The 19,673-nt window shown below is 54.1% G+C and carries 16 protein-coding genes; 12 read left to right on the top strand and 4 right to left on the bottom strand.

Annotation, left to right across the window (positions count from 1 at the left end; all coding sequences use genetic code 11):
- Positions 1–41 precede the first annotated feature (41 nt).
- Positions 42–1,766 (bottom strand): potassium/proton antiporter, encoded by a 1,725-nt coding sequence (locus WKR14_RS03905; RefSeq protein ID WP_144438680.1) that lies wholly within the window; start codon positions 1,764–1,766, stop codon positions 42–44.
- 515 nt (positions 1,767–2,281) lie between these two features.
- Here WKR14_RS03905 and WKR14_RS03900 point away from each other — a divergent pair.
- The 3 genes from WKR14_RS03900 to WKR14_RS03890 all read left to right on the top strand — a co-directional run bounded on the left by WKR14_RS03900 (position 2,282) and on the right by WKR14_RS03890 (position 7,187).
- A complete protein-coding gene (locus WKR14_RS03900; RefSeq protein WP_339087402.1) occupies positions 2,282–4,555 on the top strand; it encodes a nitric-oxide reductase large subunit in 2,274 nt (757 codons plus the stop codon).
- Positions 4,556–4,640: 85 nt separating this feature from the next.
- On the top strand, positions 4,641–6,161 hold the full coding sequence (norR, locus tag WKR14_RS03895) for a nitric oxide reductase transcriptional regulator NorR (RefSeq protein ID WP_101052642.1): 1,521 nt from the start codon (positions 4,641–4,643) through the stop codon (positions 6,159–6,161).
- 111 nt (positions 6,162–6,272) lie between these two features.
- Positions 6,273–7,187 (top strand): L,D-transpeptidase family protein, encoded by a 915-nt coding sequence (locus WKR14_RS03890; protein ID WP_025890079.1) that lies wholly within the window; start codon positions 6,273–6,275, stop codon positions 7,185–7,187.
- Positions 7,188–7,255: 68 nt separating this feature from the next.
- Here WKR14_RS03890 and WKR14_RS03885 read toward each other — a convergent pair whose 3' ends face one another.
- Together WKR14_RS03885 and WKR14_RS03880 are read right to left on the bottom strand one after the other, a co-directional pair.
- On the bottom strand, positions 7,256–8,077 hold the full coding sequence (locus WKR14_RS03885; RefSeq protein WP_025890080.1) for a M14 family metallopeptidase: 822 nt from the start codon (positions 8,075–8,077) through the stop codon (positions 7,256–7,258).
- A gap of 100 nt (positions 8,078–8,177) precedes the next feature.
- Complete coding sequence (locus tag WKR14_RS03880) at positions 8,178–8,519, bottom strand: FKBP-type peptidyl-prolyl cis-trans isomerase (RefSeq protein WP_025890081.1); 342 nt, start codon at positions 8,517–8,519, stop codon at positions 8,178–8,180.
- Between the two features lie 184 nt (positions 8,520–8,703).
- On the opposite strand from WKR14_RS03880, the gene zapE reads away from it, so the two are divergent.
- Positions 8,704–9,822 carry a cell division protein ZapE gene (zapE, locus tag WKR14_RS03875; RefSeq protein ID WP_339087401.1) on the top strand — a complete coding sequence of 373 codons (1,119 nt, stop codon included), beginning with the start codon at positions 8,704–8,706 and terminating at the stop codon, positions 9,820–9,822.
- A 63-nt stretch (positions 9,823–9,885) separates the two neighbouring features.
- On the opposite strand, the gene glnE is transcribed toward zapE, so the two are convergent.
- Positions 9,886–12,738, bottom strand: a complete 2,853-nt coding sequence (gene glnE, locus WKR14_RS03870; RefSeq protein ID WP_339087400.1) for a bifunctional [glutamate--ammonia ligase]-adenylyl-L-tyrosine phosphorylase/[glutamate--ammonia-ligase] adenylyltransferase — start codon at positions 12,736–12,738, stop codon at positions 9,886–9,888.
- A 234-nt stretch (positions 12,739–12,972) separates the two neighbouring features.
- Between glnE and WKR14_RS03865 the strand changes: the two genes are divergently transcribed.
- From WKR14_RS03865 to WKR14_RS03830, 8 genes are all read left to right on the top strand, one after another.
- Positions 12,973–13,923 carry a hypothetical protein gene (locus WKR14_RS03865; protein WP_039034534.1) on the top strand — a complete coding sequence of 317 codons (951 nt, stop codon included), beginning with the start codon at positions 12,973–12,975 and terminating at the stop codon, positions 13,921–13,923.
- Between the two features lie 31 nt (positions 13,924–13,954).
- Positions 13,955–14,854 (top strand): DUF350 domain-containing protein, encoded by a 900-nt coding sequence (locus tag WKR14_RS03860; RefSeq protein ID WP_101052649.1) that lies wholly within the window; start codon positions 13,955–13,957, stop codon positions 14,852–14,854.
- A 4-nt stretch (positions 14,855–14,858) separates the two neighbouring features.
- Positions 14,859–16,586 (top strand): polyamine aminopropyltransferase, encoded by a 1,728-nt coding sequence (locus tag WKR14_RS03855; protein ID WP_286996229.1) that lies wholly within the window; start codon positions 14,859–14,861, stop codon positions 16,584–16,586.
- A 79-nt stretch (positions 16,587–16,665) separates the two neighbouring features.
- Positions 16,666–17,079 carry a YjfI family protein gene (locus WKR14_RS03850; protein WP_025010359.1) on the top strand — a complete coding sequence of 138 codons (414 nt, stop codon included), beginning with the start codon at positions 16,666–16,668 and terminating at the stop codon, positions 17,077–17,079.
- Positions 17,080–17,090: 11 nt separating this feature from the next.
- Entirely contained in the window at positions 17,091–17,780 is a 690-nt protein-coding gene (locus WKR14_RS03845) for a PspA/IM30 family protein (RefSeq protein ID WP_025010358.1), read from the top strand.
- A gap of 6 nt (positions 17,781–17,786) precedes the next feature.
- A complete protein-coding gene (locus WKR14_RS03840; RefSeq protein ID WP_039034530.1) occupies positions 17,787–18,437 on the top strand; it encodes a hypothetical protein in 651 nt (216 codons plus the stop codon).
- A 6-nt stretch (positions 18,438–18,443) separates the two neighbouring features.
- Positions 18,444–18,770: a hypothetical protein gene (locus tag WKR14_RS03835; RefSeq protein WP_100144902.1), complete on the top strand. Its 327-nt coding sequence runs from the start codon at positions 18,444–18,446 to the stop codon at positions 18,768–18,770.
- 71 nt (positions 18,771–18,841) lie between these two features.
- Positions 18,842–19,642, top strand: a complete 801-nt coding sequence (locus WKR14_RS03830) for an ion transporter (RefSeq protein ID WP_101052654.1) — start codon at positions 18,842–18,844, stop codon at positions 19,640–19,642.
- The last annotated feature ends 31 nt before the right edge of the window (positions 19,643–19,673 follow it).

Raw genomic sequence — 19,673 nt, 5'->3', positions numbered from 1 at the left:
GGCATTTCTTCACTTTTCACTTTCTTCGTTCTTCGCTTTTTTCAGTCTTCAGAGGGCAATCTCAAACCAACCCGGCTGACTGTCCCTTCCTGCACCTCGGCGACTATCCAGTCCAGCCCTTGCCAGAGGAATTGATCCCCCACTACAGGGTGACTGCCGAGTTGCTGTAGCAGTAAGTCGGCAACCCTCATCTGCTCATATTCGGGTTCCAGCTGCATGCCGTAAATCGGTGCCATATCGGCCAGCATCACATCCACTGAAATAAAGAAGTCACCAAAGAAGCGGGGCGCCTCGCGTTTTTCTGGCGCCTCACTGAACAGCTGACTCAGAGGCTCCAAATCGTCCTCTTGCCCCAGCACACAAAGAATGTCATCGGCCATCAGCCTGGTACTCCCCGAAGGGTGCAACAGTTCGTTATTGCGAAATACGGCGGCAATCCGGGTTCCCGCCGGCATGGCAAGGCGCCTCAGAGGTTCACCGATACACCATTTGTTCTCGCTGAGACGATAGACAAATATCTCCCATTCACTGGTGGGATAAATTTCCACCCCGGCGCGGGAAATAGGTGCCGGTTTGGGTGGCAACTCCACCTTGGCCAGCTGCGCCGCCTTGGACAAGGTACTGCCCTGCAGCAGCAAGGAAACCATCACCACGAAGAAGGCCAGGTTGAAGTAAAGCTGCGCCTGTGGCAGCCCCGCCATCATGGGAAATACCGCGAGAATAATGGGTACTGCGCCGCGCAGCCCGACCCAGGAGATAAACCATCTGTCTCTGTCATGAAAGCTGCGAAACGGTAGCAAACTGAGCCAAACCGCAATCGGCCGCGCCAGAAAGATCATCCCAAAGGCCAGTGCCAAACCCGGTAAGGCGATATCTTTCAGATCCGATGGCGTCAGCAAGAGTCCCAGAACCAGGAACATGCCTATCTGACTGAGCCAAGTCATACCATCGAGCACGTTGAGAATCGAGTGTTTGCCACGGGTCGCCTTATTACCGAGAAACAGTCCCACCAGATAGATAGACAGAATACCACTGCCTCCCAGGGCATTGGAGATGGCGAAGATCATCAGTCCGCCACTTAGCACCAAAATGGAGTAGAGGCCTTCGGGCAATTGATTGCGATTGATAACCTGCCACAGTAGCCAACCGCCGCCGACACCGAGGATCCCGCCAAGGCCAAACTGTTTGATAAAGCTCAGTGCCAGATAGCTGCCCGAGAGTTCATCGCCACTGCTGCCAAGAATGGCAATCAGAGTCACGGTCAAAAACACGGCCATGGGGTCGTTACAGCCAGATTCAATTTCCAGTGTCGAACCGACACGCTCATTCACGTTTTTGCCTTTCAGCAGGCTAAATACCGCCGCAGCATCGGTCGAGCCGACAATAGCCCCCACCAACATGCCCTGAAGTAAGTTGAGATCGAACAGCCAGGCAGCCAACAAACCTGTCAGCGTGGTGGTTAACGCCACCCCAAAAGTGGCCAAGGACAAGGCCGGCCACAATGCCACCCTGAAACTGGCAACCCGGGTACGCATGCCACCATCAAGCAGAATAACCGCCAGCGCCAGGTTACTAACCAAATAAGCAACTGAATAGTCGTTGAATACTATGCCGCCAGGACCATCTTCACCGGCAAAAATACCCACAGCGAGAAATACCACCAAAATAGGAATACCGAGTCGCGACGATACTGGGCTGAGCAGTACGCTGACTGCGACAAGCAAGGCCCCGACAAGGAAAAAGCTGTTGATGATATCTGCGTTCAAATGACCCTCCAGTTGAAAATGCGGGGAAGCTAATAAAAGAGAAACCTGGCTCTAACGAGACTCCGGAAAACACGTGGGTTACAGGCGGGATTATATCATTAATTAGGGTTATTTTTCAGTAGAAACAGTTGACTTATTTTTGCTTTTAGCGAAAAAAAACCAGAAAAAGAAGCCAGGTAACCCATTAAAAAATAGAATATTTACCCATAAAACATCAAATGCGCACCCAAAGAAACATAAACTCAAATTAATGAAAAAAAACCTATTTTTTCAATTAACTAAAGAATTTGAAATCCAAGATTTCTCGTCAAGATATCAGTTATAGCTTTCTGGTAAACAGTCAGTGTCACAATGACAATAATTAATGTTAAAAGGACACGTTAAATACAATCAAAATGACAATATCAAAAGCACACAAATAAGTAATACACTGATTAAAAACAAGAATAAAAGTTGGCACGTTAGCTGCTCTATGGAAGGAAACCTATCAAATAGACTTTGTCAGAGGGATGCCAATGAGCAGACAAAAATTCACCCTGATCGCACTGTTACTTGTGTTGGTCGCTTCTTTCACTGTGCTTCTCAGTATCGGCAGTGAAATCTATCGGGAAAAACCACCGATTGCCGATACCTATAGCGACAGCCAGGGCCAAGTGGTTTTCAGCGGCAAGGATATAGAACAAGGGCAGTTGGTTTGGCGCTCCATGGGCGGGCATCAACTTGGCTCCGTCTGGGGCCATGGTGCTTATGTGGCTCCGGATTGGACTGCAGACTGGCTGCACCGTGAGGCCGAAGCCTGGCTGGATATTCGCGCCAAGGAGACATACAACAAACCTTTCAATAGCCTGGACAAGAGTACTCAGGCCGCATTGGAGCAAGCTTTAAGGGATGATTTGCGCCATAACACTGTCACTACAGACGAGAGAGGTCACACACGGGTAATGCTTTCCGACACCCGTATCGCCGCCATGGCGCAAGTGAGTCAGCACTATCAATCTTTGTTCGGTGACGATCCCGCGTTGAATGAGCTACGGGAAGCCTATGCGATGAAAACCAATACCATAGGATCTGCCGAGCGCCGTCAACAGCTCAATGCCTTCCTGTTTTGGAGCGCTTGGGCCGCAGTGACCGAACGCCCGGATGCCAATTACACCTACACCAACAATTGGCCCTACGATCCGCAACTGGGTAACACACCGACCTCAGACAATATCGTCTGGTCGATTCTGAGCATAGTGACTCTGCTGGCCGGTATCGGTGCCCTGGTTTGGTATCACGCAGCCGGCAAACATGAAGCCCTGCCGGCTCCCGCCACAAAAGATCCCCTGTTCAGACACAAACCCACACCGTCACAAAAGGCCACAGGTAAATATTTCATTACCGCTATCGGCCTATTTCTGCTGCAGATACTGCTAGGTGGCGTCACGGCGCACTATGCGGTTGAAGGCCAGGAGTTTTACGGTTTTCCCTTGAGTGAGATCCTGCCCTATTCAGTGACCCGCACCTGGCATACTCAACTGGCTGTATTCTGGATAGCGACGGCCTGGCTCGGTACCGGACTCTATATCGCGCCGGCGCTTTCCGGCCACGAGCCCAAATATCAACGCTTCGGTGTCAACCTATTGTGGGTCGCTCTGCTGGTAGTGGTGCTGGGCTCCATGGCCGGTGAATGGCTGGGGGTACAGCAATATTTCTCACTGGACAACAACTTCCTCTTCGGTCACCAGGGATATGAATACATAGATCTCGGCCGGGTGTGGCAACTGCTGCTGTTGGCCGGATTGATGATCTGGCTGGCGCTGGTGAGCCGCGCCATGTTGCCCGCCCTGAAACAGGAGTCTGAGCTAAAACCTGTGCTCTGGGTGCTCTATGCCTCCTGTGTTGCCATCGGCCTCTTCTATGGTGCCGGGCTGTTTATGGGCAAGCACACTAACCTTGCCATCGCCGAATACTGGCGTTGGTGGGTAGTACATCTGTGGGTTGAAGGCTTCTTTGAAACCTTTGCTACCTCGGTTATCGCCCTGATGTTTGTGCGTCTTGGCCTGATCCGTGCCCGCAGTGCCAATAGTGCGGTACTCTTCTCTACCCTGATCTTCCTGACCGGGGGCCTGATAGGCACACTGCATCACCTCTATTTCACCGGCACACCCACTTCGGTCATCGCCTGGGGCGCTATCTTCTCGGCGCTGGAAGTGGTGCCTCTGGCCCTTATCGGTTTTGAAGCGGTAGAAAGCTATCGCCTGCGCCGGGCCGCTCCCTGGATGCAACGCTATCACTGGGCCATCATGTTCTTTGTTGCCACCGCTTTCTGGAATCTGGTGGGCGCCGGTGTACTGGGCTTCCTGATCAATCCACCGATTGCCCTCTATTACATTCAAGGGCTGAATACCACGGCCACCCACGCCCACGGCGCCTTTATGGGAGTCTACGGCATGCTGGGGATAGGCCTGATGTTGTTCTGCCTGTCGGGACTTGCCGGTAAACTGCGCTGGGAAGACAAGTGGCTCAAGGGGGCATTCTGGAGCCTGAATCTGGGGCTGGCCGCCATGTTGTTCCTGTCATTGCTGCCGGTGGGCATAGTGCAGTTCTTCGCCGTGCTGGATCATGGCTACTGGTTTGCCCGCTCGGCAGAGGTGATCCACAGCCCGCTGGTAGAACGCCTGGTATGGATGCGGATGTTTGGTGACATCATCTTCTCCGTCGGCGGTTTATTGCTGGGCGCCTTCCTCTTGGGATTGTTGCGACAGGCGGTCAAGGCCAAACGCTTGGCCATTGCTACCAGTCACTAGCCACTCGCACTGAAAAATAATGTCAAAATGACATTCCGCTGTCCCTGGGGTAGACTCACCCCAGGGATTCTATTCAGGTCAGCTTATGCCACTCAGCCATTCCGATCTTACCCGTATCGCGCTGGATATCACCTCAGGTTTGCCAAACAGCGACAGATTCAGTCGCCTGCTGGCGACAGTACGGGACAATCTCCATTGTGATGCCGCCGCTCTGCTGCGATTTCAGGGCAATCGCTTTATCCCACTGGCAATCGACGGCCTCAGGGCCGATGTACTCGGTCGCAGCTTCAACATCACAGAGCACCCGAGACTGGAGGCCATCGCCCGCGCCGGCGATCTGGTGCGCTTTCCGGCAGACAGCCAATTGCCGGATCCCTACGATGGCCTGATAGCCGCCCACACAGATAAGCTCAAGGTGCATGCCTGTATCGGCCTGCCGCTGCTGGACAAGGAACAGCTGATAGGCGCCTTGACCATAGATGGTCTGGACCCTTGCCAGTTCGACGATTTCAGCGATGAAGAGTTGCGAAGCCTGAGCGCCATCGCCGCCGCCTCCCTCGGCAATGCCCTGCTGCTGGATAAGTTGGAAAGCCTGTCGCTACAGAGCCAGAGTCAACCATTGCCGGAAACCGGCCACAGTGAACTTCTGGGGGAAAGCCCGCTGATGTTGGCGCTGAAGCGGGAAATTGCCGTGGTCGCTCCCAGCGACCTGAACGTGTTGATCCTCGGTGAAACCGGCACGGGTAAGGAGCTGGTTGCCAAGGCAGTACACGCCGCCTCGCCCAGAGGCAACAAGGCTCTGGTGTACCTCAACTGCGCCGCCCTGCCCGAGTCGGTCGCCGAGAGTGAACTCTTCGGTCATGTCAAAGGCGCCTTTACCGGCGCCATCAGCAATCGCGCCGGTAAGTTTGAATTGGCCGACAAGGGGACTTTGTTTCTCGACGAGATAGGCGAGCTCAGCCTGCCGCTGCAGGCCAAGTTACTCAGGGTGCTGCAATACGGCGATCTGCAACGGGTTGGCGAAGACAGAAGCCTGACAGTGGATGTGCGGGTTATCGCCGCCACCAATAAGGATCTCAAAACCGAGGTGGTTGAAGGCCGCTTTCGCGCCGATCTCTACCACAGGCTGAGTGTTTTCCCGCTACTTGTACCGCCACTGAGAGAAAGGGGTCGCGACATACTGCTGCTTGCCGGGCATTTTCTTGAACGTTGCCGCAGCAAGCTGGGGCTGGAGCGCCTGAGTCTGTCCGCCGAATCGGAAGCCTGGCTGCTGGCCAACGACTGGCCTGGCAACGTCAGGGAACTGGAACACCTGTTGCACCGCGCCAGCGTGTTGGCGCGCGCCGCCAGTGACCATAACCAATGCCAGTTGCAACTGGGTGAGTTGCAGTCAAAGACCCCCTCTCCAAGTGCGCTGTCGCGCCAGCTGGACACAACAGCGCCTGCAGAAGCCATCACACTCAAGCAAGCCACAGAGGAGTTCCAAAGACAGCTGCTGCGCAGTGTGCTGGAGCGGCATCAATACAACTGGGCCGCCAGTGCCCGCGAGTTGGGCGTCGACCCTGGCAACCTGCATCGACTGGCAAAACGCCTACAACTGAAATAGTTTTTTTGCCGCAATCTGTTGAAATCTGCGCCGGAAAAGGTAAGGATGCCTGCTCGACTCTGATGCCTGAAACCAGGGCGACTGACAGCGTTTAATGAAGAAAAATATCCTATGACAAGAATTCCCCGCCTCGCCCTGTTACTGGGCCTGTTGCTTCCCGCCTGCCTGTCGCAGGCCGTTGAATATCCTCTGCCGCCCGAAGGCAGCAGTATCGTCGGTGACAACCAGTATTATGTGGTGCCAGATGACAAGCGCACACTGGAGAGTGTTGCCGACGAATATCAACTGGGACTAACCAACATGACCGAGGCCAACCCAGGGGTCGACCCTTTTCTTCCCAAGCCACGCAGCACATTACTGATCCCTCACAAGCTGATCCTGCCGGATGCCCCTCGTAAAGGGATAGTGATCAACGTGGCCGAAATGCGCCTCTACTACTATCCCAAAGACAGCAATACGGTACAGGTCTTACCCATAGGTATAGGTCAGATAGGCCGGGATACCCCGGAAAACTGGGTGACCAAGGTTTATCGCAAACGTGCCAACCCCACCTGGACCCCAACGGCCAGGATCCGCAAGGAATATGCCGCCAACGGTATCACCCTGCCCAAGGTATGGCCTGCAGGCCCGGATAACCCCATGGGCTTGTATGCACTTTATATCGGTAACCTGTATGCCATTCACGGCACCAATGCCAGCTTCGGTATCGGCCTGCGTGTCAGCCAAGGTTGTGTCCGCCTGCGCAATCAGGATATCGAACATTTGTTCAATACTGTGCCCAACGGCACCCGGGTACAGTTTGTCAATCAGCCGATAAAGGCCAGCCTGGAGCCGGATGGAGGTCGCTATCTGGAAGTGCATCAGCCGCTGTCGCGCACCGAGGCCGAGTTTGAATCCACCGCACCTGTGGTATTGAAGATGACCCCGGCCATCAGCCGCTTTATCGCCCATGCCGACACCGACTCCACCGTGCTCAAACGCCTGTTGGATGACAGAAGCGGTATCCCTACCCGCCTCAACCCCTGAAAGCCTTTCAAAAGCAAGACCCCAGCTTAGGCTGGGGTCTTGCTTTTGAGCGGTATCGCTTTTGGCTGTTACCCCTTGATGGGAGCCAACTGCTGCTGCACAAAGGCGTGCATCACGGCGCTGTTGGCCAGAATTCGCTGATCCAGATTCTGGGTCGCCGGCGTTTCACTGCAAACACCCACCTTGGCACCGGTGCGAACCAGCCAGGCCTCGAACGAAGTATCAAAGTGGTTGAAGATGACCCCGTCTTGCACCGGACAGCCATCGATATCACCATCGGCGGCAATATCAAAGAAACGCCCCAGAGTATCACGCAGCTGCAAACTGAACTGGCCGGGTGATTGTCTGGGCTCAAAAGAATAGATATAGGTGTGCTGCTGCAACACATCTTCATGACAGGTCAATATGCCTTCGCGGCTGGCGCCCTGCAGCAGTTGGCCATATTCCAGCAGCAGCTTGCCTTCAACCGAAGGTGAACTGGCTTCGCCCTCTTTGGGCTGTAAAAACCCCCGGTTGGGGTTTTCACCGAACTTATTGAATCTGTGCCCCTTGGCAAAGCCAGTGGGGTTGACCAAGGGCAACAAGCTCAGATTAATTCGCTCGAAAATATCCTGTTGCAGTTCACTGAGGAAATGCAGCATACCCCAAGGGCCCGCAGCCTCTTCACCGTGGAATCCGGCACTGATCAACACAGAGGGCAGCTCCGCCGTCGCTGAGGGCGACTGATACAGCTCCAGTGGATAATCACCTATTTCGCCCAGCTTCTTGCGACCCAGCTGCAGACGGTCAACTTCCTGTTGCAGTTGGGCATAGAAATGTTCGATATCCGTACTGTCGCAGGCAAAAATGTCTGAATGCCATTGAAAAGATGCGAAGGGGGAACGGCTCATAGTGCTTTTATGACTCAGATGAATGAAGGGCAAAGCTATAATATCAGCTTTATATAAAAACAAAATCCATCTGAGCCAATAGCGCTCAAAAGCCCTGGACTCAATCGTCGCGGGTCAGGACTTCCAGCAGTTCAATTTCAAATTCAAGATCTGAATTCGGCTTGATCAGCGCCCCAACCTGGCGTTCGCCATAAGCCAGATGTGCCGGAACCTTAAGTCGGCGTTTGCCACCGACCTTCATCCCCATCAAACCCAGATCCCAGCCCTTGATCACCCGCCCTGTGCCAATGACACACTGAAAGGGACGGCCCTTGTCCCAGGAAGAATCAAATTGAGTACCGTCACTCAACCAACCTCGGTAGTGAGCCGTAATAAGCGCTCCTTTCACCGCGGCTTTGCCCTGACCTTCCTCGATATCTATGATTGCCAATTCTGCCGTCATGGCTTGTTCCTCAATCTATGGCTCAAAAGGCGCATCTTATCCATAAAAGGAACTGAACACTATTCCATGGATAGATGAAGCGGCATGGCAGGCACTTTTCCTTCAGGCTCAAGCCCTTGCTATACTGGCCGCCCGCGGCACTTATATGGCACTTAAATAACAGTCACAGGATGGGACGTCCAGAATGAAGCACACAATTTCCCCCTCTGAACGCTATGCCCAAGGCCCTTGGCAGCAAGACCCCGCCCAGTTGCCTGCGCTGGCAGCGCTTGATCAGCGTTTTCAGGCGCTCGGTCAGGGAAACAAAGTCCCCGGGCTCTACCTGTGGGGGGATGTCGGCCGCGGCAAGACCATGTTGATGGATCTCTTTTTCAATGCCGTCGAGGGGCAACCCAAGCTCAGACTGCATTTTCATCACTTTATGGCCAGGGTTCACAGAGATCTGAACCGCATCAGCGGCACCCGTGAGCCTCTGGATCAGATTGCCGCCACACTGGCCAAAGAATGCCGCCTGTTATGCTTCGATGAGTTTTTCGTCTCAGATATCGGCGATGCCATTATTCTCGGACGTTTACTCGAAGGCCTGTTTAACCGTGGCGTTATGCTGGTCAGCACTTCCAATACGCCAATCGAGCGCCTCTATGAAAACGGCCTGCAGCGAGAGCGCTTTTTGCCGACTATCGACTTGTTGCAACGGAAGATGGAATCGCTGCACCTCAATGGCGAGCAGGACCATCGCCTCACCAAAGGCGCGCCCCATGCCCGGGCGGCACTTCCCCTGCTGCAGCTTGGCAATGAACCTGACTTCAGCCAGTGGTTTTCAAAAAACGCCTCGGGCCCAGGGCAACTCAGCATAATGGGCAGAGCGCTTTTTTTCCAAGCCATGGAAGCCACACAATCCCTGGCCTGGTTTCGCTTCGATCAGCTCTGCGAAGGGCCGAGATCCACTCTGGATTATATGGAGCTGGCCGAAACACTGGATACTCTGCTGCTGAGCCATGTGCCCAGGCTTGGCGGTGAGCGCCGCGGCTGGATCCGCGCCCGCGGCACCGAAGATGCTGCCGAAGCCGTCAGCACAGGCGATAGAAAACTCAGTTATGCGCCGGAGGATGATGCCGCCCGGCGCTTTATCGCCCTGATAGATGAGTTTTATGACAGGGGTAAACAACTGGTGCTGCATGCCCAAGTACCACTGGAGCAGCTGTATCAGGGCGGCGCCCTCAGCTTCGAGTTTCGCCGCACCTACAGCCGCTTAAGCGAAATGTTGCAGCGAACTCCCGGCAAGCCAAGGGCAGATTATTGAAAGTCGAATAAAGATGGCATCAACCTCTTGTATCCGAGCCTGCCCATCAGCCATAAATAACTCTTACCCCAAAATAAGCTCATAGATGTTGCTGACCCGTTCGGCCTGCTCCGCCACTTTTTCCTGTGCCACCAGCCCAGGCAAACCGGCCAGAGTCAACCTGTGGTTTTCATCCCTCAGCATGCAATAGGCCTGGGTCAGATGCTGCGCCGACATCAAGGGCAGCAGCTCAAGCTCGGCCAACACCTCAAAAATCCGCACATTATCAGACCAGATACACAACTCGGGGTGCTTATGGGCATGGGCCAGCACCAGATACTGAGCGATAAACTCAATATCGGCGATACCGCCAACGCTTTGTTTAAGATCGAACATTCCCTGTGGCGCTTTGAGCAGATGGTCGCGCATCTTAAGGCGCATCTCGCGCACTTCGCTGGCCAGCTTTTTCCTGTCTCTTGCTTGGCGCAGCACACTGTCACGCACCGCCTGAAATTCCTGCGCCAGGGCGTTATCACCGAAGACAAAGCGGGCACGAACCAAAGCCTGATGTTCCCAGGTCCAGGCCTCCTGCTGCTGATATTCACCGAAACGACCAATTTCACTGACCAAGAGCCCGGAGGCGCCCGATGGTCGCAGGCGCATGTCTACCTCGTAAAGCTCGCCCGACATGGTGCGGGTGGAAAACAGGTGTAATATCCGCTGCGCCAGTTTGAGATAGAAGTGCCCTACATCCAACGGCTTGTCACCGTCAGTCGAGCCACCCTTGGCATTGTGCAGAAACACCAGGTCGAGATCCGAGCCGTAGCCCAGCTCAATGCCCCCCAGCTTGCCATAGCCGACGACGGCAAAACCTATCTCGCCGTCAGCCAGGCCAGGCGGCACGCCGTGGCGCTCTGTCATTTGCTGCCAGGCCTGTTGCACCACTTGCTCTATGATGGCCTCGGCAAGAAAAGTCAGGTGATCGCTGACCTGCATGATAGGTAAGACCCCGGTGACATCCGCGGCGGCAATTTTCAACTGTTGCGACAGTTTAAACTGCCTGAGCGCCTCCATCTGCTGCTCCATATCCTCTTCCGGAACCCGCAGCAGGTATTGGCGCAGTTCACTGCCGTAGTCATCCAGAGAGGTGGTGTCATAAAGCTGCGCCGGATCGATCAGTTCATCCAGCAACATGGGGAATTTCGCCAACTGCAGGGCAATCCAGGGACTGGCACAACACAGGCTCACCAATTGTTGGCGGGCGCCGGGATTTTCACACAGAAGTTCAAGATAAGTGGTGCGGGTCAGGATCTGCTCCAGTACGCCGGTTACCGGCTTGAATGCCTTGCCGGGATTGGGCTGCAGCGTCAGCTCCTCAAGCATTTTCGGCATCAGCTTATCCAGGGTATCCCGCCCTCTCGGGCCTATGGCCCGGCGTGATACCGTCTCGCGCCAATGAGCCAGACTGCTCCAGAGTTCATTGTCTTCTATGCCTCGCTCGGCCAGCAGCGATTGTATGTCTTCCTCGCTGTCACAGACCCAGAGCTGGCAGGCCCAGCTATCGCTTTGCTCCTCATTATCTTCATCACCGCCGACAGTATCGCGAAAATGGCGATGAATCTTGAACATCGCAGCCTCAATCTCACTGCGCAGCTCAGCTTCATTGGCCATCTCCAACGCAAAACAGAGACGATGCCAATCCAGGCCGTTATCCGGCAGGGTCTGGGTCTGTTTATCCCCTATGGCCTGCAACAGGTTTTCTACCCGGCGCAGCAGCAGATAACTCTGCTTGAGTTCATCTACCGCCAGGTACTCAAGTTGTCCCAAACTAAAGAGGGTATCTATGGCATCGAACAGGCTTTGACTGCGCAGCGCCGGCTCCCGGCCGCCGCGGATAAGCTGAAAACTCTGCACCACGAACTCCACTTCGCGGATACCGCCGGCACCGAGTTTGATGTTGTCCTTGAGCTGGCGCCGCCGCACTTCCTGGGCAATCAGGCGCTTCATCCGCCTTAAGGAATCTATGGCGGAAAAGTCGATATAACGCCGGTAAACAAAGGGGCGTAGCAGGTCGTGAAGTTCGTCAGAGTATTGAGTCCAGGGACCAAGCGCGCGGGCTTTGACCATGGCGTAACGCTCCCAGTCACGCCCCTGCTCCTGATAATAATCCTCAAGGGCGCTGTAGCTGACCACCAGCGGGCCACTCTCGCCATAGGGACGCAAACGCATGTCGACCCGGAACACGAAACCATCGACTGTGACTTGCCCCAGCAGATTGACCAGGCGTTGCCCCATGCGGATAAAGAACTGCTGGTTATCCAGGCTGCGCCGACCGCCCTGGGTCTCACCGTGTTCCGGGAAGGTAAAGATCAAATCGATATCCGAGGAGAAGTTCAGCTCACGACCGCCCAGCTTGCCCATCCCCAGGATCATCAAAGGTTGTGGCTTGCCGTCGCAGTCACAGGGGGTTCCCAGACTCTGGCACATTTCGCGATAGAGCCAGTCTCTGGCGCCAATTATAAGTGCCTCTGCCAATACAGAGAGATCAAGCAGTGACTCCTGCAGCGGGCTATAACCCATGAAGTCGCGCCAGGCGAGACGTACCATTTGCCGGTTGCGATAGTTTCGCAGCACTGATTTGGCGGTTTCTTCCTGGGTGACAGGGTCGAGCAGGGATTGGATTTCGTCGGCAAAGTCTTGTCTATCCAGGCGAGTGAGCTGGCCGCTAAAGAAGGGGGCAATCCATTCTGGGTGGCGGCACAGCTGAGTGGCAACATAATCACTCAGGCCCATAACCCGCTGCAGCTCCTGCTGCTCGATGAGGCTGAGCTCAGTGACCACCTCAGGCCAGCGCTCCACCAGCAGATGCCAATGCTTACCGGCCTGCCGGCACAGCAACTCGGAAAACGGCTTTTGACTGTCACACCCCAATTCCATAGTTATCCCTGTTCGATTGTATTGAAGACTATTTAGACATATTATGTCATTTTGCTGCACGTATCTCTGCTCGACATGGGGGTTACCAAGTCGATGCCTGTGATTCTGACTTCACCCCAATTCTTGTGGGTGATACTCTGTGCACAGATTACACCAACTTGCACTGACGGCCTACGGGACCAGAGGTTTTAGCACCGTTTGCCAGTCTCAAGTGCTTATCATAATGGAGAAAACATGGCAGGAATGCTGATCCGTATTCTCAGTCTGCTGATGCTGTTATCACTGACAGCTTGCGGTGACGATAGACCAGAGCAGATTGCCCAGTTGCAACAGCTGAATGACCAACGTCTGGAAAAACTCGGCCAGATGCTGGACAAAGACCAGCTGCGCAATGGCATCTTACTCAAACAGTATGGTCAAATTCTGGCGCAGCAGCGGCCGGAATTACAACCGCTGGTGGAGCAACTGACACTGGATGCCACCAGTAAAGGACCACTGTACAAGTCGCTGGAAAGCAGGGTGAAAGACGCCAAGGTGGCGAGCAACTTTGTTAATCTTGACCAACAGTTGGAAGAGGAAAACAACCTCTATCAAGCGCTGGACTCAAGCCTGTTCAACGACATGCTGTCAGATCCCGTCAATGTGATTGCCGATATGTCAGAGGGCAAACTCGCCAGGGTCAACGCCATCAGCCGCGAGGCTTCAACCCTGGCCAATGGCTCGGAAGACTTTGGTGCCGGCAGCCAGTTGGTGGGTAACCCCGCCTATGGCCAGTGGCAAACCGATTCCAACGGCATGTCCTTTTGGGCCTGGTATGGCATGTACTCCATGTTTTCCAACCTGTTCCACAGGCCGGTTTATTATGACAACTGGTCCAGAGGCAGGGATTACAGCTACTACAATGATGTGGGGCGCTATCGCTATACATCCCCCAAGCAGGCCAAGGCCCAAACCCAGGTCTATGAGCGCACCAAAAAACGTTTCGACTCTCAAGGCAAACGCTTTGACAGCCCTTATGCCAAGTCCCGCTCCGGCTCCAGCGCCCTCTCTCGTCAGAGCAGCGCCGCACCCAAGCCATCCAGCAGTGGACAATCGGCCAGCAAGTTTCGCTCAAATTACTCTAAAGACAGCAGTTTCCGTAATTCTGGCAGTCGCACCAGCCGTGGTGTCAGCCGGGGCAAATAACTCAGCCAGGATCACAACTTAAGGAATGAACATGACTCTATTTCAGGAATTCGGCATCACTCAGGAACTGGCCGTCATACTCGCCATCGACCTTTCTATCGCCGTGGTACTGCTCACTCTGACCCGCTACCTGCAGGGCTGGAGTATTCGGGTAAACAGCAGTGAAGAGCTGGCGGTCAGAGACAACTTCGCCTTCGGCATCAGCACCGCCGGCGCTGTGGCGGCACTGGGTATAGTGCTGACCGGCGCCATTACCGGCGCCGCCGCCCACAGTTATCTGCAGGAAGCCATTGGCATGAGCGCCTACGGCCTGTTTGGTCTAGTGCTAATCAAACTGGGGCGCTTTTTGCACGATAAAATCGCCTTGAATAATATCGACAAGAACGCCCTGGTACTCAAAGGCAATGTGTCGGTTGCGATAGTCGATGCCTCGGCCGCTATCGCCACTGCGATTATTATCCGCGCCGTGCTGCTGTGGGCCGAAGATCTGACCCTGGATACCTTTATTGCCATCCTCAGCGCCTTCGCTATTTCTCAATTGATGCTGGTGTTGCTGACCCGCCTCAGAGAGAATCGCTACGCCGCCCGCAATCAGGACAGCTCAATGCAGCAGGCGCTGGCGCAGGGAAATACCGCCCTGGCGATACGTCATGCCGGGGCGATGATAGCCATGGCGCTGAGCTTCAATGCCGCCAGTCACTTTATCGTCTTCAGCCCTGAAGCCTATGTCACCAACGCCCTTGGCTGGCTGGTGTTCTCCTTCATTATGTTGGTGGTACTGAGCCTGTTGCTGCCCTTGGTCAAACTCCTGGTGCTGGCAAAAATTGACCTCGCCGATGAGGTGGAGAAGCAGCACAACATAGGCTTGGCCGCAGTTGAAATGGCGATCAGCATAGCGGTTGCGCTGATCCTCACCGCTTTGATGGCCTGATCCCGTGGCACTAAGTAGTAACGCCAACACCCAAGAGCCCAACAGACGCCACTTGGGTGCCCTTGATGATGCCCTGCTTTTAGGGATCATGGGGGTACTGGCGGCCTGTGGTCTGATATACGAATACCTGCTTTCCCATTATGCCGGGCGCATTTTGGGCGCCCTCGAGGCGGCCATCTACACCATGATAGGCTTGATGATAGTCTCCATGGGCTTGGGGGCCTTTGCCGCCCGCAAGATAAAGTGCGCCTTCAGTGGCTTTGCAGTATTGGAATTGACTGTCGCCTTGCTGGGCTCTCTGGCGATTCTGATCACCGCAGCTGTCATCGGTTTTGGCCACGAGCTGCCGGAACTGATAGGACGAACCCTGGGACTACCGCCGGATCATCTGCCTCAGGGTGGCTTTATCGGCCGTTTTCAGGAGTTGTCCCGCTACCTGCCCTATTTCTGGGGTGTGTTACTCGGTTTAATGATAGGGATGGAGATCCCGCTCATTGCCAGGGTGCGTCAGGCTCTTTCCGAAGAACACCTGCTGCACAATGCCGGCACCATTTATGGCGCCGACTATATAGGCGCAGGTGTCGGCGCCGCGCTTTGGGTCGGCTTTATGCTGGCGCTGGATATCCAGCTGGCTGCCGCCATGACCGCCGCCTTTAACCTCTTGGCCGGATTTATCTTTATTATCCGCTTCAGGGACAGGATCCGCGCCGCCAACTGGTTACTGGCGGCACACGTACTGGCCACAGGGGTGCTGCTGATGCTGGCCATTAAGGGGCCAACCTGGGAGCAAGGGTTCAACAACCTCCTGTATCAAGACAAGGTGGTCTATGCCAAGGCTACCCGGTTTCAGCAACTGACCCTGACCAAACGCCTGATGGGTAACCATCTGCCACCTGTTTACTCCCTCTATATCAATGGCAGGTTGCAGTTCTCCTCCAGCGATGAGCATATCTATCACGCCTTCCTGGTACATCCGACTCTGGCGGCAAGCGCCCGTCACGACAAGGTTTTGATCATAGGCGGTGGTGATGGGTTGGGCTTGAAACAGGTACTGAAATGGCAACCCAAGCAGGTCACTCTGGTGGATCTCGATGCCGAGATGGTCAAGCTATTCAAAGAACCCGGGGCTGACGTACCGGAAGATCTCAGGACAGCATTGCTCGGCCTCAACGGCAACGCCTTTGCCGATCCCAGGGTGGAAACGGTTTTCGACGATGCCTTTAACGGTGTCGACCGCTTGCTGGCCCGCGGCGATAAATACGATGCCATCATAGTGGATCTGCCTGATCCCTCCCATCCGGATCTCAATAAGCTCTATTCAGACCTGTTTTATAAAAAACTCAGGGAACTTTTGAGCGCGGATGGGGCCATCAGTATACAGTCCACCTCGCCTTACCATGCGACCAAGGCCTTTATCTCTGTAGGCAAGACCCTTGCGCTGGCGGGATTCAAGGTGAATCAGTATCACCACAATGTGCCCAGCTTTGGCGAATGGGGCTGGACCATAGGGACACTCAATGGCCAGGACGCCAAGAGCCGGCTGCAGCAGATGCAGCAACTGCCGGTAGAGGATGACTGGTTGACGCCCGGACTTATTCGCGGCGCCTTCGAGTTTCCGAAACAGTTTTACACTAAGATGGACCAAGTTCAGCCCAACACCATAGGCTCACTGCAGCTGTATTACTACCACCTGCAGGCATGGACAGATGAACAGGGTGTAGCAACCTTTTAAACAGGCAAAGATAACGCTTGACATATTATGTCTCGATGTTATCTTTAAACGCAGACATAATATGTCAAAGAGGACAAATATGAATATTCACACTATTGCCAATCATTTAAATGGACTTGGCGACAACAGCTCTACTGGGTTCCAGTTTGACTGTTACCCCATTGAAGGGGATGTAGAAGTGTTGCAGGTCAATGTGGTTGGCCGTGAAGAGATCCCCGTATTTGTTTCGGTAACGGAAAACCAAATCCTCTGCATCAGTTATCTCTGGGGAGAGGATGAACTCAAGCAGGAACGCCGTGCCGAGATGTTTGAAACCATGTTGGAACTCAACATCCCTATGCCACTGTCTTCATTCGCCAAGATTGACGATAAGTATGTGGTTTACGGTGCACTCTCCCTGCAATCGAGCATGCTGGAAATAGAGCAGGAACTCTCTGTCCTGTCTGACAACTGTCTCGAAGTCATTGACGAACTGGTCGACTTTTTGAAATAAGGAGCCAAATCATGGGCATACTGAACAAAATTCTTACAGCATTCCGCGGTGGGGCCAACGAAGTCGGCCAAAGCATAGTGGATGCCAATTCAACCCGCATCTTCGAACAGGAGATCCGTGACGCCGAGAAACACCTCACCAAGGCCAAGCGTGAACTGACAGATGTGATGGCCAAAGAGATGCAAGCCAGCCGCGAAATCGATCGCATTAAGCGTGCTGTCGCCGAACATGAAGGCTATGCCACTCAGGCACTGGAAAAAGGCAATGAAACCCTGGCGCTGGAAGTGGCCGAGAAGATTGCCCAGCTGGAAATGGAACTGGCCGAGCAACAAACTGCCAACGACAGCTTCAGCGCCCATGCTGCCCGCCTGAAAGATCTAGTGAAGAAGACCGAACGCCAGCTGGCCGACTATCAGCGCCAGTTGAGCATGGTCAAGACCACTGAAAGCGTGCAAAAGGCCACGGCTTCCATTACCGACTCTTTCGCGTCAAGCAACTCCAAGCTGCTCAACGCCAAAGACTCACTGGAGCGTATCAAGGCACGTCAGCAACAGTTTGACGACCGCTTGAAGGCTGCCGAAAACCTGGAAGCCGAGAACAGCGACCAATCGCTGAAAGCCAAGCTGGCTGAAGCCGGTATCGGTGAGCAGAAGAGCAACGCCAGCGATGTGCTCGAGCGTTTGAAAGCCAAGAAAGGCTGATAACCTATGGGATTCTTTGGCAGCCTGTTTGGCAAAAAAGAAACTCCAGTGCGTCAGCTTAAGCACCCATCAGAGCTGCAAAAGGGCGATATGATCTCCCTTGATGACAGCTTTGCCCTGCCCGCGCATCTGCGCGGGCAGCAGCTTAGGGTCGAAGCCGTCAATACCTATGAGTATCAGCGCAGTCAGTCGACTGAGTGGGTACTCAAGGGGCACAGCGGCGAAGCCATCTATCTGGGGCTGGATGAAGACGACGAAACCTGGCTGGCTTTCTCGCTGAAGATAAGCCGCGCTCAGGTGGATGCCTTATTCGATCTGGATGATTTCTCCGCCATCTTCGATGAGCCGGGGAAAGCTGAGCTGAGTACCAAGGCACTCACTGCCGAGACTGAGATGCTTGAGCAATGGCTCGGGAAACACTACCATCAGGTCAGTTTTGCTGAGTTTGGCTATTTCCACCGGGAAGATTACCGTGGACTCAGGCCGCCTCAGGATGCTGACGGTGCAACAGGTGATGCCTTCGAAAGCTATCAGTTGCTGGATGACGATGAGTCTCGCGCTGTGGATATCGAAGTCTATGAAGGCGGCGAAACCGACGTTGCGCTGACCCTTTACCGCCCCCTCAGCGATATTCGTGACTACTGGCCAGGAGAATAATGCGGCATGAGCAAGAACCACCCTTATCCGGAAAAATGGTTACAAAACCAAAAGGCTGCCAAGGCGACTCAGGTAGCATTCGATCTGGATGAAAGGTTTCAATACTCTATCCGCAAGGCGGCCCTGGATACAGGTGTCAGCCCTTCAGATCAGATCCGCATGATATTGGGTTTATCCGTGGCCAAGCGTCCCAAGCGGCCACGGTTAACCGTTTCGCTCAGTCCTGCCGACTATGTCCAGCTCGCCGAAAAATACGGCTTGACGCCGGATGCACAGCTAGAAATTAAAAAACGGGTATTGGAAGACCTGGTACAATTCGTAGACGAACAATAAACACGCGCGTTTACAGGAAACGGTAAGTCTTTTACCCTGAAAGGATATCTAGTTTTTCAATGGAAGAACCAATGCCGGATAAATCTCGCTGGTTCCTGAAGCCGCCTGTTCAAGTATCCCCTTTCGAATTGGCGATGATGTTATTGTCGCTGATTTCTGTGGTTGTGATCCTGATCATGACCTTTGTCCCTGTCGATCCCGAAACCCACAAGCTACTGTTTTACATCGATACGGGTATCTGTTTTATCTTTATGAGTTATTTTCTGATAGGGCTTTTCCGGGCAGAAAATCGACTCGCCTACATCAAATACCATTGGGTCGACTTTGTCGCCAGTATTCCGGCGATTGAAGCGCTGCGCTTCGCCCGTTTATTCCAGATCCTCCGGGTATTGCGGCTCATTCGCATGAGCAGTTCCCTGATAGGGCCACTACTAAAACAAAGGCGTCAGGCCACCATCGCCAGTCTACTGGTGTCCATGGTGACTATCATCACTATCGCCTCGGTCATGATGTTGCTGGTGGAAAGCGGCGTCGAAGGCGCCAATATTCAAACCGCCGAAAACGCTATCTGGTGGGCGATTGTGACTATTTCAACCGTAGGTTACGGTGACTTTTACCCTGTGACGACAGTAGGCCATGTGATAGGTGGCGTAGTCATCGTCTGCGGGGTCAGTTTCTTCGGGGTTATTTCCGGTTATATGGCATCGCTGTTTGTCGCCCCCGATGAGCAAGAGAGCCTGGAAAACCAAAGCAAGGTCATCAAGAGCGAGTTGGATCTGGTACTCGAACGTATGGAAGCTAACCAACAACAGATGCTGACGGAAATCGCCGACTTGAAACAGAAGTTGGCGCAGCAACAGCGGGACGAATAGAATCAACTAAGAAGGACGCCGAGGCGTCCTT

Origin of the sequence: Shewanella chilikensis (genome assembly GCF_037953065.1) — a bacterium.
GTDB lineage: Bacteria > Pseudomonadota > Gammaproteobacteria > Enterobacterales > Shewanellaceae > Shewanella > Shewanella chilikensis.
The sequence above is the reverse complement of the archived record's forward strand: the minus strand, read 5'-3'. Positions and strand labels throughout refer to the sequence as shown.

What these genes read in the sequence shown, in the direction of transcription:
- WKR14_RS03900 (WP_339087402.1), top strand. Translation starts at nt 2,282, where the DNA reads ATGAGCAGACAAAAATTCACCCTGATCGCACTGTTACTTGTGTTGGTC.
- norR (WP_101052642.1), top strand. Translation starts at nt 4,641, where the DNA reads ATGCCACTCAGCCATTCCGATCTTACCCGTATCGCGCTGGATATCACC.
- WKR14_RS03890 (WP_025890079.1), top strand. Translation starts at nt 6,273, where the DNA reads ATGACAAGAATTCCCCGCCTCGCCCTGTTACTGGGCCTGTTGCTTCCC.
- WKR14_RS03885 (WP_025890080.1), bottom strand. Translation starts at nt 8,077, where the DNA reads ATGAGCCGTTCCCCCTTCGCATCTTTTCAATGGCATTCAGACATTTTT.
- WKR14_RS03880 (WP_025890081.1), bottom strand. Translation starts at nt 8,519, where the DNA reads ATGACGGCAGAATTGGCAATCATAGATATCGAGGAAGGTCAGGGCAAA.
- zapE (WP_339087401.1), top strand. Translation starts at nt 8,704, where the DNA reads ATGAAGCACACAATTTCCCCCTCTGAACGCTATGCCCAAGGCCCTTGG.
- glnE (WP_339087400.1), bottom strand. Translation starts at nt 12,738, where the DNA reads ATGGAATTGGGGTGTGACAGTCAAAAGCCGTTTTCCGAGTTGCTGTGC.
- WKR14_RS03865 (WP_039034534.1), top strand. Translation starts at nt 12,973, where the DNA reads ATGGCAGGAATGCTGATCCGTATTCTCAGTCTGCTGATGCTGTTATCA.
- WKR14_RS03860 (WP_101052649.1), top strand. Translation starts at nt 13,955, where the DNA reads ATGACTCTATTTCAGGAATTCGGCATCACTCAGGAACTGGCCGTCATA.
- WKR14_RS03850 (WP_025010359.1), top strand. Translation starts at nt 16,666, where the DNA reads ATGAATATTCACACTATTGCCAATCATTTAAATGGACTTGGCGACAAC.
- WKR14_RS03845 (WP_025010358.1), top strand. Translation starts at nt 17,091, where the DNA reads ATGGGCATACTGAACAAAATTCTTACAGCATTCCGCGGTGGGGCCAAC.
- WKR14_RS03840 (WP_039034530.1), top strand. Translation starts at nt 17,787, where the DNA reads ATGGGATTCTTTGGCAGCCTGTTTGGCAAAAAAGAAACTCCAGTGCGT.
- WKR14_RS03835 (WP_100144902.1), top strand. Translation starts at nt 18,444, where the DNA reads ATGAGCAAGAACCACCCTTATCCGGAAAAATGGTTACAAAACCAAAAG.
- WKR14_RS03830 (WP_101052654.1), top strand. Translation starts at nt 18,842, where the DNA reads ATGCCGGATAAATCTCGCTGGTTCCTGAAGCCGCCTGTTCAAGTATCC.